Consider the following 12525-nt stretch of genomic DNA (forward strand, 5'->3'; position numbering starts at 1 on the left):
GGGGTATGGGTGTCAAGACTGCCTGAACCCGTTGGTACGCGTTGCGGGGCGCCGGAGGCTGGTACCCCGTAGGGGTATCGGCCGATGTACCTGGCCGGAACCTCGGGTGATTCACCCGATCCCTCGTCCTGAGCGGTGACCCATGCTTGCGCTATACCCCCTCGGGGTATATGTTCGAGAGAGAGATACCCGGTAGGGGTATCAATTCCCACGAGAGGAAGGCTCCGCCATGGCCACGAACGAGTACCAGGTGACGGGCATGACGTGCGGGCACTGCGAGCTGTCGATCCGCGAGGAGGTCGGACAGGTCGCCGGGGTCGAGGACATCCAGGTCAGCGCGCAGACGGGACGGCTCGTGGTGACGGGCCCCGTCGACGACGCGCTGGTCCTGGCCGCCGTCGAGGAGGCCGGCTACTCGGCGGTGCGGTCCGCATGAGGACGGGCGCACGACTGACCCTCTACGGCCTGGGGCTCGTGGTGGCCTTCGGCGGCGCGTTCGGCGTCGCCGGCGCCGTCGTGCCCGAGAGCGCCGTCGCCGACTGGACCGAAGGGAGCGAGATGAACGAGCACGGAGAAGGACACGGTGCGGAGAGCACCGGAGCGGCCGGGGGTGCTGCGAGCGGGGTGAAGGGCCTTGCGCTCGGCGTCGACGGGTTCGCCCTGTCGTCCCTCGACGCACCCGCGGGGGTCGGCGAGCCCGGGGAGCTGAGCTTCCAGGTCCGGGACCACGCAGGCGCTCCGGTGACGGCGTACACGACCGCGCACGAGAAGGACCTGCACCTGATCGTCGTCCGGACGGACGGCAGCCAGTTCCGGCACGTCCATCCCGTGCTGGACGAGGCCTCGGGCACCTGGTCGATCCCCTGGGAGTGGGCCGCGGCGGGCAGCTACCGCGTCTTCGCGGACTTCACGCCGGCGGGCGCGGACGAGTCCTCCCGCACGGTGAGCCGCACGGTCCAGGTGGCCGGGGACCTCGTGCCCGTCGAGCAGCAGCCGACCCGGACCGCCCAGGTGGACGGGTACACCGTGACCGTCGACGGCGAGCTGGCGGCGGGGGCCTCGAGCGGCCTCACGTTCGCGGTCTCCCGGGGCGGCGAGCCCGTGACGGCCCTGGAACCGTACCTGGGAGCGTTCGGCCACCTCGTCGCCCTGCGCGACGGCGACCTCGCCTACCTGCACGTCCACGCCGAGGGCGCGGACCCGGAGGCCGGGCAGACGGCCGGGCCGGAGATCGCCTTCGCCGCCGAGGTCCCGACCGCGGGCCGCTACCTGCTGTACCTGGACTTCCAGGTCGACGGCCAGGTCCACACCGCCGAGCTCGTGCTCGACGCCGCTCGCGGCGCCGAACCCACGGACCCCGAGGGCGGATCGCACCCGGAGGGGCACTGACCGAGAGGTCGGGCCCTTTCCCACCAGCCGAGAGAAGGAACTGCACATGAGCACATCAGCGCCTCCGGGCGTGATCACAGGCGTCGAGCTGGAGATCGGCGGCATGACCTGCGCCTCCTGCGCCATGCGGATCGAGAAGAAGCTGAACAAGCTCGACGGCGTGGTCGCGACCGTGAACTACGCGACCGAGAAGGCCAAGGTGACGGTCCCGGACGGGTACGACCCGGCGCTGCTGATCGCCGAGGTCGAGAAGACCGGGTACACCGCCGCGCTGCCCGTGCCCAAGGGCGCGAGGAAGGACGGTGCGTCGGCCGGCGGGGGCGAGGGTGAGGACCCCGAGCTGACCTCGCTGCGCAACCGGCTGATCGGCGCGATCGTGCTCACCGTGCCGGTCATCGCGATGGCCATGGTCCCGGCGTGGCAGTTCACGTACTGGCAGTGGGCCTCCCTCGCGCTGGCCGCTCCCGTGATCGTCTGGGCGGCGTGGCCGTTCCACAAGGCGGCGTGGGCGAACCTCAAGCACGGCACCGCGACGATGGACACCCTCATCTCCATGGGCACGTCCGCCGCGTTCCTGTGGTCGCTGTACGCGCTGTTCCTCGGCACGGCGGGCACCCCGGGCATGACGCACCCGTTCGAGCTCGCGCTGGCGCCCTCCGACGGCGCGGCGAACATCTACCTCGAGGTGGGTGCCGGGGTCACGATGTTCATCCTCGCTGGACGGTACTTCGAGAAGCGCTCCAAGAAGCAGGCCGGTGCGGCGCTGCGTGCGCTGCTCGAGCTCGGCGCGAAGGAGGTCTCGGTCCTGCGCGGAGACGTCGAGACGAAGATCCCCGTCGAGGACCTGCAGGTCGGTGACGAGTTCATCGTCCGCCCGGGCGAGAAGATCGCCACGGACGGAGTGGTCGTGACGGGCACGTCCGCCGTCGACGAGTCGATGCTCACGGGTGAGTCGGTGCCGGTCGAGGTCTCCGCAGGAGACACCGTCACCGGTGCCACGACGAACGCGGGCGGTCGGCTCGTGGTCCGTGCGACCCGGATCGGGTCGGACACACAGCTCGCGCAGATGGCCAGGCTCGTCGAGGACGCCCAGACCGGCAAGGCCGAGGTGCAGCGCCTGGCCGACAGGATCTCGGGCGTGTTCGTGCCGATCGTGATCGTCATCGCGGCCGCCGCCCTCGGGGGCTGGCTGGGCGCGGGGTTCCCCGTGAGCGCGGCCTTCACCGCCGCGGTCGCGGTCCTCGTGATCGCCTGCCCCTGCGCACTGGGGCTGGCGACGCCGACGGCGCTCCTGGTCGGCACCGGCCGCGGCGCGCAGATGGGCGTGCTCATCAAGGGCCCGGAGGTGCTCGAGTCCACCCGCAAGATCGACACCGTCGTGCTGGACAAGACCGGTACGGTCACGACCGGCAAGATGACGCTGGTCGACGTGGTCGTCGAGCCCGGCACGGACCGCACCGAGCTGCTCCGCCTCGCCGGCGCGCTCGAGGACGCCTCCGAGCACCCGATCGCGCAGGCGATCGCCAAGGGCGCGACGCAGGAGGTCGGCACGCTGCTCACGCCCGAGGACTTCGCGAACATCGAGGGCAAGGGCGTGCAGGGCGTCGTCGACGGCCACGCCGTCCTGGTGGGCCGCGAGTCGCTGCTCGCCGAGTGGTCCCAGGAGCTGAGCCCCGCGCTCGCCGCCATGAAGGCGCGCGCAGAGGGCGAGGGCAAGACGGTCGTGGCCGTGGGCTGGGACGGCCGCGCGCGCGGCATCCTCGTCGTGGCCGACACGGTCAAGCCGACGAGCGCCGAGGCGATCGCACAGCTCAAGGCGATCGGCCTGACCCCCGTGCTCCTCACCGGTGACAACGAGGCCGTCGCCCGGCAGATCGCCGCGGAGGTGGGCATCGACGAGGTCATCGCCGAGGTCCTCCCCAAGGACAAGGTCGACGTCGTCACCCGGCTCCAGGCCGAGGGGAAGGTCGTCGCGATGATCGGCGACGGCGTCAACGACGCCCCGGCCCTCGCCCAGGCGGACCTCGGACTCGCCATGGGTACCGGCGCCGACGTCGCCATCGAGGCGTCCGACATCACCCTGGTGCGCGGCGACCTCCGCAGCGCGGTCGATGCCATCCGTCTGTCCCGCAAGACGCTCGGAACGATCAAGACCAACCTGTTCTGGGCCTTCGCCTACAATGTCGCGGCCATCCCCGTCGCTGCGCTCGGCATGCTCAACCCCATGCTCGCAGGGGCTGCGATGGCGCTGTCGAGCGTCTTCGTCGTAGGCAACAGCCTGCGCCTGCGCGGGTTCCGGAGCGTCGCCAGGTCATGACGTCCCCGGAACTCACCACACCACCCACAGAAGCACGAAGGGAACCACTCACGATGGCGAACGAACCCCAGGCGTCCGGCTGTTGCAGCACCGGTGCGTCCAACCCCACGGGCGACGGCACCGAGAACCTGCTCGGGGCGGCGAACGACGACATGACCACCTGCCCGGTCATGGTCGGCAGCCCCGTCAGCAAGAAGGCGGCCGAGGCGGTCGGCCTCTACCGGGACCACGAGGGTGAGCGGTACTACTTCTGCTGCGGCGGATGCGGACCGGCCTTCGACTCGGACCCCGCGAAGTACGCCGCCAACATGGCGTGACGACGGGGACCTGGGGTCTGCGGCCGCCCTCACGCACCGCGGACCCCGCCCGTCGTCTCGCTCGCCCCCGGGCCCTCGCAGCCCGCTGCTCGGAGGCCCTCGCCGCGCTCGCCGGGGCGGCGCCCCAACCGAACCTGGAGAACGCATCCCATGACCGAACGCCACGCCGTGATCCTCGGGGCAGGGTCGGCCGGTACGGCCGCCGCCCGAGCCCTCGCCGGTCAGGGCGACGTCCGGACGACCGTCGTCGGACGGACCGGCGAGATCCCGTACTCGCGGATGCTCGTCAAGAACGTCGCCTACGGCCAGGCCGCGCCCGAGCTGATCCGGCTGCCCGCGCCCCACGGTGAGCTCGTCGCCGACACCGCCGAGCGGGTCGACCCCGCGACGCAGGAGGTCCACCTGGCCTCGGGGGCCACGATCTCCTACGACGCGCTCCTCGTGGCGACCGGGAGCGGGCCCCGAGGCCTGGACGCCGACGTCGCGGGGGTGGAGCACGCCGTCCGGGCGGGCCGCCTGCTCACGCTGCACTCGCTCGACGACGCCGTGCGCCTCCAGGAGGCGATCGCGGCGTGCGGGGAGTCCGCGCGCGTCGCGATCTACGGGGGCGGGCTGATCGCGTCCGAGACCGCCTCGACGCTGCAGGTGCTGGGGCACCGGGTCAGCCTCGCCGCCCGCAGCCAGGTCCCCGGCGTGGCCGGCTTCGGCCGACCGGTCGCCGAGCGCGTCGCCGCCGACCACGAGGCCCGGGTGACCACGTTCTTCGGTCGCACCGTCCGTCGCGTCCTCGCGACGCCGGACGCGACGGTCGTGACCCTCGACGACGGGACCGACCTCGAGGTCGATCTCGTCGTCGTCGCGCTCGGCACGACGCCCGCCGCTCCATCACCGTGGCGTGACGGCGTCGCCGTCGACGACCGGCTCCGCGTCCACGGGCACGGGGCCGTGTACGCGGCGGGCGGCGTCGCCGTGCATCACGACGACCACCTCGGGACATGGCGCATCGACCACTGGGAGGACAGTGCCGCGCAGGGGGTGCACGCCGCGCAGACGGTGCTGCACGACCTCGGCCGCGGCGAGGACCCGGGCCCGTACCGGCCCCGCAGCGCGTACATGGCGACGATCCACGGACGGATGATCTCGGGGGTCGGGTACACGGGACACCCCGGCACGCGCGTCGCGCAGGCCGACGGGCTCGTGGTCCTGCACGAGCAGGAGGGTACCGTCGTCGGCGTCAGCGGCATCGAGGCGGTGGGCGAGATCTACGGGTGGGGCAGCCGACTCCACGAGGCGCGCGCCTAGATGCAGTCCTTCACCACCGGGGCGCGACGGCGGGGCTCTCGCCTGGCGATCGTCGGGACGTTCCTGCTCATGGTCGCGGCGAGCGCACCCTCCCCCTTCTACCCGGAGCTGACCGAGCGCCTCGGGCTCGTCCCGGTCGCGACGACGTCGGTCTTCGCCGTCTACGCGTTCACGATGCTCGGCGCTCTGCTCGTCGCGGGCGGCATGTCCGACGTGGTGGGTCGCCGGCCCGTCGTCACGGTGGGCTCCGTGGTCCTCGTCGCCAGCCTCGTGCTGTTCTGGCAGGCGGACGACCTGGCCACGCTCCTCCTGGCCAGGTCGCTCCAGGGTGTCGCGGCGGGCCTGCTGCTCCCGGCGTTGTCCGCCATGGTGGTCGACCTCGCCTCTCCGCGGCGTCCGGGGGCAGCGGCGCTGTGGAACACGGTCGCGCCCATGACCGGGCTCGGGACGGGGGCGCTCGCGGGGGCGCTCGCCCTCGACCACGCGAGCGAGCCCGCCGACGTCGTGTTCGGCGTGCTCGCCGCGGTCTTCCTCCTGGTCGCCGCCGTCGTCTGGTCGACCCCGGACGTCGTGCGCGTCCCCGCCGCGCGCACACCGTGGACCGTCCCACGGCTCGCCGTCCCCCGGCACGTGCGTCGGCGACTGGCGGTGGCGACCCCGGCGATCGTCGCCGGCTGGGCGACGAACGGGCTTTTCCTCGCCCTCGGGTCGTCGGTCGTCGCGAGCGAGCTCGGAGCGACGACGCACGTCCGGCAGAGCATCGGCATCACCGTCTTCGCGGTCTCGGGGGTCGTCGCGTCCGTCGCGCTCCGCCGGCGACCGGCCCGGGTCGTCAGCGTCTTCGGCACGTTCGCCCTCGGCGCGGGCACCGCGCTGAGCGTGGCGGCGCTCGCCGTGCATTCATTTCCCGGGTACATCTTTGCTGCCATGATTCTCGGTGCGGGATTCGGTACCGCTTTCATGGGAGTTCTGCAGACATTGATGCCCCGGGTCGCGCCGACAGAGAGAGCGGCCGTCATGGCCGTCATGTACACCATCTCCTATCTTGCTTTCGGGGTGCCGTCGATCATTGCCGGGGTGCTCGTCCCGCTCGTCTCGCTCGCCGGTGCGACGACCGTCCTCGGCGCGGTGATCGTCGGGTTGTGCCTGGTCGCGACCGTGGCGCGTCTGCGCGTCCGGGACGACCAGGACCTGGGCGACCTGCGTGCCGCGGCGTCCGCCTCGGACGGGTCCGCGCGGGCCGGTCGCCGATGAACGCGATCACCCGGATCTCGGTCCCCCGCGCCCGCAGGAATGTGCTGAGCATGCGTCGTGAGGAAAAGAGGTGATTGATGGCGGCTGGTATTATGTCAACAGCCCGAGCATTGGTTGCCACCGATCTCGACGTCCTCGCACTGCCGGAACGTAAGGAATGCACGATGGAAAACTCTCGCGAGCCCTCGACGCAGCATCACGGGTACATGAGCGACAAGGAGAACTACCTCAAGCGCATGGGCCGTATCGAGGGGCAGGCCCGCGGAATCTCCAAGATGATCGACGACGAGAAGTACTGCATCGACATCCTCACGCAGATCAGCGCCCTGACGAGCGCCCTGGAGGTCGTCGCGCTGGCGCTGCTCGACGACCACCTCAAGCACTGCGTCGTCGACGCGGCCAAGATGGGCGAGGACGCCGGGGCGCTCAAGATCAAGGAGGCGAGCGACGCGATCGCTCGACTGGTCCGCTCCTGACCGGTTCCCGACCTCCTGGCCGGGCCTCCGGCGTCGGACGTCGTGAAACCTGACAGGGCTCTCGGGCCCTCAGGCTCTCAGGCCCTCAGGTGCGACGAAAGGCCCGCCTCCTCGTGACGAGGAGGCGGGCCTTTCGTGTAGTCACCGCGGCCGGACGGGGCGCGACGGGCGCGCGGTGACGGCCTGGGTGAGCTGTGCGGTCAGGCGGTGCGACCGTTGCGGCCGCGGATCGCGCCGTAGATGCCCAGCACGATGACGGAGCCCACGATCGCGAGCAGCCACGTCTGGATCGAGAAGAACTCCTCGAGCGGAGCCGAGAACAGGACGCTCCCGAGCCAGCCGCCGAGCAGCGCGCCGAGGATCCCGAGGAGGATCGTCATCAGGATCGACCCGGTCTGCTTGCCCGGGAGGATGGCGCGAGCGATGAGTCCGGCGAGCAGTCCCAGAACGATGAATGCGAGGAAACCCATGTCATTCTCCTTTTGTCCCGTATGTGCCTTATTGGCCGGTGAGTCCCTACCTTGACACCGGCTCGGGCGGCTCGCACGCCGAAAGGCGCCGAACGTCGGACACGTCACTTTTCGCGGCCTTCCGCTTGCGAGGGTGCGCGACGGGTGGCAACGCGCGCCCACGCGCCCGGTCGGTCGTACCGTGGAGGAATGGCTGAGGACCGAGGCATCCGGCAGTACATCGGCGACCTGGTGGCGGAGGAGCGCAGGCTGCGCGACGAGCTCGCCGACGGGGAGATCACCGCGTCCGAGGAGCACACGCGCCTGCGCGCGATCGAGACCGAGCTCGACCAGTGCTGGGACCTGCTGCGTCAGCGCGACGCCGCCCGCGAGTTCGGCAGCGACCCGGATGCTGCGTCGATCCGGGATGCCGGTACGGTGGAGCACTACCTGGACTGACGGCCTGACGCCTCGCGTTCGTGCCGTCGTCGGGAAGTCCCTCCCGCGGCACGCGGGAACAACGCGTGACCCCACGACCAGTACGGAGCGAAGAGCATGAGCAGCCAGACGACGCAGAGCAACGAGGCCACCGAGCGAGCCGGGGCCGTCGCCCGCTTCCTCGTGGCGATGGTCCTGTTCGTGGGCGGGATGGTCGCCTTCGGGTGGGCCTTCACGGTCGAGTCGAACCACGCGCTGATCTTCTCCGCCGGTCTCGTCATGGTCACCCTCGGCTGCTTCGTCCCGATGGCGGGCCGCGACCGCTGACGCGGAACGGCCGCACGGCCGCCGCACGACGAGAGGGGCCCCGCACCGATGGTGCGGGGCCCCTCTCGTCGTCGCGGACGACCTGTGTCCCTCTCAGGCGATGCGAGGGAGCTGCGCGAGCGCTGCCACGACCTCGATCGCGTCGGCCTTGCCCAGCAGGACCTTCTGCGCCATGAAGGCCTTCGTGGCCGTGCTCTCCTCGGGCAGGCTCGACCCCGCGAAGACCTCCATGAGGGCGCGTGCGTCGGCCTCGGGCAGCCGGAAGCTCACGACCTGCGTGAGGTTGCGCAGGATCGCGGTGCGCTCGGCCTCCGAGAACCCGAAGCGCAGCGTGAGGGAGCCCTGCTCGATCCGCGTGTACGCGTACGTGACGTCCGCGAACGGGCGCGCCGGACCGTCCCCGATGCGCAGCGTCCGGGCCGCGAGGTCGACCGTGACGGGCTTCGCCTCGCGCACCCAGTAGACGAGGAACGGGAGGATGATCGCGAGCACCGCGACGAGCGCGATGACGAGGAACAGCACGAAGCTCTCCTCGTCGCCGAACCGCAGGAAGGCGACGACCGTGAGCAGCGCCGCGGCCAGGAACGGGGAGACGACGGCGGTCAGGCGCATCTTCTTGCGCCCGTCCACCCAGAGCGGCAGGTCGGTCGTGGTCGGAGCGGGTGCTGCGGCGTGCATGGTTCCCCCATCGGGACGGGTGCCTCGCCCCATGGTGGAGCGATGACGTGCGCGCCGATGCTACTGGTGGAGGACCGTGGGGCGGAACGGGGAGAACTGCCCAGAGGGCGGTGGGCCTGAGCCCACCGCCCCCGGGGCGTCGCGACGATCAGCCGAGCTGGGCGCGCACCGCGTTCGTCGCCGAGACGAGGTTCTCGAGCGAGGCCACGGTCTCCTCGTAGCGGCGCGTCTTGAGGCCGCAGTCGGGGTTGACCCACACGAGGCGCGAGTCGATCGACTTCACGGCGAGCTCGAGCAGGTCGGTGACCTCCTCGGTCGACGGGACGCGCGGCGAGTGGATGTCGTACACGCCCGGGCCGATGCCGCGCGCGTAGCCGGCCTCGGCGAGCTCGGGCACGATCTCCATGCGCGAGCGCGCAGCCTCGACCGACGTCACGTCGGCGTCGAGACCGTCGATCGCGCCGATGACCTCACCGAACTCCGAGTAGCACAGGTGCGTGTGGATCTGCGTCTCGGCCACGACGCCCGCGGTCGCGAGGCGGAACGAGCTCACCGACCAGTCGAGGTACGCGGCCTGGTCGGCCTTGCGCAGCGGCAGGAGCTCGCGCAGCGCGGGCTCGTCGACCTGGATGATGCCGATGCCGGCGGCCTCGAGGTCCGCGATCTCGTCACGCAGCGCCAGGCCCACCTGGTTCGCCGTGTCGCCGAGCGGCTGGTCGTCGCGCACGAACGACCACGCGAGGATCGTGACCGGACCGGTCAGCATGCCCTTGACCGGCTTCTCGGTGAGCGAGGCCGTGAACGTCGACCAGTCGACCGTGATGGGCGCCGGACGCGTGACGTCGCCCCACAGGATCGGCGGGCGCACGCAGCGCGACCCGTACGACTGGACCCAGCCGTTCGCCGTGACCGCGAACCCGTCGAGGTTCTCCGCGAAGTACTGCACCATGTCGTTGCGCTCGGGCTCGCCGTGCACCAGGACGTCCAGGCCGATCTGCTCCTGGAGCTCGACGACGCGGCGGATCTCGTCCTGCATCGCGGTCGTGTAGTCCGTGTCGGACAGCTCACCCTTGACGTTGAGCGCGCGCGCCCGGCGGATCTCCGGGGTCTGCGGGAACGACCCGATGGTCGTGGTCGGCAGCAGCGGGAGGTTCAGCTTGGCCTGCTGGGCGGCCGCGCGCTCGGCGTAGTCGCCGCGCGAGAAGTCGCCCTCGGTGAGGGCCGCCGCACGCTCGCGCACCGCAGGCACGACGACGCCGCTCGCCACCGCGCGCGAGGCCACCGCCGCGCGGGACGCCTCGATCTGGTCGGCGACCGCGTCACGACCCTCGGTCAGCGCCCGGGCGAGGATCGCGACCTCGCCGACCTTCTGGTCCGCGAACGCGAGCCAGTCACGGAGGCGGGCGTCGATCGAGCCGTTCGTCCAGTCTTCGTCCTCGACGTCGTGCGGGACGTGCAGGAGCGAGGTCGACGTGCCGACCGTGACGGCGCCGGCGCCCAGGCCGGACAGCCCCTCGACCAGGGCGAGCTTCGCCGCGAGGTCGGCACGCCAGACGTTGTGGCCGTCGATCACGCCCGCGACGACGGTCTTGTCCGCCAGGCCCGGGACGGGGACCGCGGGGACAACGCCCTTGACGAGGTCGAGCGAGATCGCCTCGACGTCGGTCGCGGCCAGGAGCGCGAGGCCGTCGTGCTCACCCTGGAGCCCGCCGAACGGCGCGCCCACGAGGATCGCGGGGCGCTCGGAGCCCACCGCGAGCTCGGTCGCGAGCACGCGGTACGCCTCGGTGACCGCGGCGTGGACCTCGGCGGCCGGGACGTCGATCGAGTCGGACACGAGCGCGGGCTCGTCGAGCTGCACCCACGGTGCACCCGCCGCGGCCAGGGCGCGCAGCAGCTCGACGTACACGGGCAGGACGTCCGCGAGACGCGAGAGCGGGCTGAAGCCGGGCGCGCTGTCGTCGGCGGCCTTGGACAGCGCGAGGAAAGTCACGGGCCCGACGACGACGGGCCGGGTCACGACGCCCGCGTCCTTGGCCTCGACGAACTGGCGCACGACGCGGTCGTCCGCGAAGCGGAACGGCGTGGACTCGCTGATCTCGGGGACCAGGTAGTGGTAGTTCGTGTCGAACCACTTGGTCATCTCGAGCGGGGCGTCCTCACCGGCGCCGCGCGCGACGGTGAAGTAGCCCGCGAGGTCCAGCGCACCCTTCGCGTCGGTGAGCGACGCGAAGCGGGACGGGACCGCCCCGAGGAGAGCGACGACGTCGAGCACCTGGTCGTAGTAGGAGAACGAGCCGGGCACGGCGCCCGACGAGGCGTCGAGGCCCAGGTCGACGAGGCGCTTCGCTACGGCGACGCGCAGCGCCGAGGCCGTGGCCTCGAGCTCGTCGGCGGTGGTCCTGCCGGCCCAGAAGGACTCGACGGCCTTCTTGAGCTCGCGGCGCGGGCCGATGCGGGGGTAGCCGAGGACGGAACCGGAGGGGAACGTGGGTGCACTCATGATGATTACCTCTGAACTGGTCAGACCGATGCGCTGCCCAGGGCAGGCTCGGAGGAGGGAAGGGGAGTGCCGGAGACCCACGGCCCGCTGGCCAGGTCGGGGGTGCGGGACGAGACGCCGCTGGCGTCCCCCGCTGCCCCACCGCCGAGGTCGACTCCCTCGAGCAGGTCTAGAGCGGCTTGGTGCTTGTTGAAGGTGTAGATGTGGAGGCCGGGCGCGCCGGCCGCGAGGACCTGGCGGGCGAGCTCGACCGAGTGCCGGATGCCCAGCGCGTGGCGCGCGGCCGGGTCCGGTTCCGCCTCGAGGTCCTCGACGACGCCGCGCGGCGCGGGGACCCCCGTGAGCTCCTCGACGCGCGCGAGGCGGGCCGGGTCCGTCATGGGCAGGAGGCCCGCGAGGATCGGGATGGTCACCCCGGCGGCACGCGCCTCGGCGACGAAGTCGATGTAGGACGACGCCTCGTAGAAGAGCTGCGTGATCGCGAAGTCCGCACCGGCCTGCTGCTTCTGCCACAGGCGGCGCACCTCCTGGGTGCGGCTCGTCCCGGCGGCGAGGTTCCCGTCGGGGAACGTCGCGACCGCGATGGTCAGCGGGCGGGCCGCGCCGCGCAGCGCGACGCTCGGGCTCGCGGCGCAGCGCGCGGCCTCGACCTCACGCAGCAGCGCCACGAGCTCGGTGCTCGACCGCACGCCGTCCTCGGCGGGGCGCCAGTCCGGCTGGTCGCGCGGCGGGTCGCCCCGCAGGGCGAGGAAGCTGCGCACACCCGCGTCGAGGAAGTCCGTGATGACGTCCTCGACGTCCTCGCGCGAGGCACCCACGCAGGTCAGGTGCGCGATGGGCAGCACAGGCGTGCCGTGCAGCAGCTGGCTGATGACGCGGCGCGAGGTCTCGCGGTCCGTACCGGCCGCGCCGTAGGTGACCGACACGAAGTCGGGCGAGGTCGCGACGAGCCGGCGCGCGGTCTCCCAGAACTTGGGCGCGGCGTCGGGGCGGCGCGGGGGCATGAGCTCGAACGACACCGTGGGTCGCGGTGCCTCGTGCCCGAAGTGCCCCAGGTCGACGATGCTCATCGCGC

Annotated in this window: 13 protein-coding genes; 9 read left to right on the forward strand and 4 right to left on the reverse strand. The window is 71.8% G+C overall.

Annotated elements, in window-relative coordinates; translation table 11 throughout:
- Nucleotides 1-229 precede the first annotated feature (229 nt).
- The 7 genes from WFH32_RS18685 (at nucleotide 230) to WFH32_RS18715 (ending at nucleotide 7055) form a co-directional block, all read left to right on the forward strand.
- Complete coding sequence (locus WFH32_RS18685) at nucleotides 230-436, forward strand: heavy-metal-associated domain-containing protein (protein WP_191797039.1); 207 nt, start codon at nucleotides 230-232, stop codon at nucleotides 434-436.
- Nucleotides 433-1389 carry a heavy-metal-associated domain-containing protein gene (locus tag WFH32_RS18690; protein ID WP_336708796.1) on the forward strand — a complete coding sequence of 319 codons (957 nt, stop codon included), beginning with the start codon at nucleotides 433-435 and terminating at the stop codon, nucleotides 1387-1389. Before WFH32_RS18685 ends, WFH32_RS18690 begins: the two co-directional genes overlap by 4 nt.
- Nucleotides 1390-1435: 46 nt before the next feature.
- On the forward strand, nucleotides 1436-3706 hold the full coding sequence (locus tag WFH32_RS18695) for a heavy metal translocating P-type ATPase (protein ID WP_336708798.1): 2271 nt from the start codon (nucleotides 1436-1438) through the stop codon (nucleotides 3704-3706).
- Between the two features lie 53 nt (nucleotides 3707-3759).
- On the forward strand, nucleotides 3760-4023 hold the full coding sequence (locus tag WFH32_RS18700) for a YHS domain-containing protein (protein ID WP_191797046.1): 264 nt from the start codon (nucleotides 3760-3762) through the stop codon (nucleotides 4021-4023).
- Nucleotides 4024-4173: 150 nt separating this feature from the next.
- Nucleotides 4174-5325: an NAD(P)/FAD-dependent oxidoreductase gene (locus WFH32_RS18705; protein ID WP_336708800.1), complete on the forward strand. Its 1152-nt coding sequence runs from the start codon at nucleotides 4174-4176 to the stop codon at nucleotides 5323-5325.
- Nucleotides 5326-6579 (forward strand): MFS transporter, encoded by a 1254-nt coding sequence (locus WFH32_RS18710; protein ID WP_336708802.1) that lies wholly within the window; start codon nucleotides 5326-5328, stop codon nucleotides 6577-6579.
- Between the two features lie 164 nt (nucleotides 6580-6743).
- Complete coding sequence (locus WFH32_RS18715) at nucleotides 6744-7055, forward strand: metal-sensitive transcriptional regulator (RefSeq protein WP_030153341.1); 312 nt, start codon at nucleotides 6744-6746, stop codon at nucleotides 7053-7055.
- A gap of 200 nt (nucleotides 7056-7255) precedes the next feature.
- Here the strand turns inward: WFH32_RS18715 and WFH32_RS18720 are convergent, their stop codons facing one another.
- Entirely contained in the window at nucleotides 7256-7525 is a 270-nt protein-coding gene (locus WFH32_RS18720) for a GlsB/YeaQ/YmgE family stress response membrane protein (protein WP_138826936.1), read from the reverse strand.
- A 189-nt stretch (nucleotides 7526-7714) separates the two neighbouring features.
- Here WFH32_RS18720 and WFH32_RS18725 point away from each other — a divergent pair, with 189 nt between their 5' ends.
- Nucleotides 7715-7963 carry a DUF2630 family protein gene (locus tag WFH32_RS18725; protein ID WP_191797052.1) on the forward strand — a complete coding sequence of 83 codons (249 nt, stop codon included), beginning with the start codon at nucleotides 7715-7717 and terminating at the stop codon, nucleotides 7961-7963.
- A gap of 96 nt (nucleotides 7964-8059) precedes the next feature.
- Nucleotides 8060-8269 (forward strand): hypothetical protein, encoded by a 210-nt coding sequence (locus WFH32_RS18730; RefSeq protein ID WP_138826934.1) that lies wholly within the window; start codon nucleotides 8060-8062, stop codon nucleotides 8267-8269.
- A 93-nt stretch (nucleotides 8270-8362) separates the two neighbouring features.
- On the opposite strand, the gene WFH32_RS18735 is transcribed toward WFH32_RS18730, so the two are convergent.
- From WFH32_RS18735 to WFH32_RS18745, 3 genes are all read right to left on the reverse strand, one after another.
- Nucleotides 8363-8947 (reverse strand): hypothetical protein, encoded by a 585-nt coding sequence (locus tag WFH32_RS18735; RefSeq protein WP_191797054.1) that lies wholly within the window; start codon nucleotides 8945-8947, stop codon nucleotides 8363-8365.
- A gap of 148 nt (nucleotides 8948-9095) precedes the next feature.
- Entirely contained in the window at nucleotides 9096-11450 is a 2355-nt protein-coding gene (gene metE / locus WFH32_RS18740; RefSeq protein WP_191797056.1) for a 5-methyltetrahydropteroyltriglutamate--homocysteine S-methyltransferase, read from the reverse strand.
- Between the two features lie 20 nt (nucleotides 11451-11470).
- Nucleotides 11471-12520: a methylenetetrahydrofolate reductase gene (locus tag WFH32_RS18745; protein ID WP_336708805.1), complete on the reverse strand. Its 1050-nt coding sequence runs from the start codon at nucleotides 12518-12520 to the stop codon at nucleotides 11471-11473.
- Nucleotides 12521-12525: the final 5 nt, after the last annotated feature.

Source organism: Oerskovia sp. USHLN155 (assembly GCF_037145535.1).
Classification (GTDB): Bacteria; Actinomycetota; Actinomycetes; order Actinomycetales; family Cellulomonadaceae; genus Oerskovia; species Oerskovia rustica.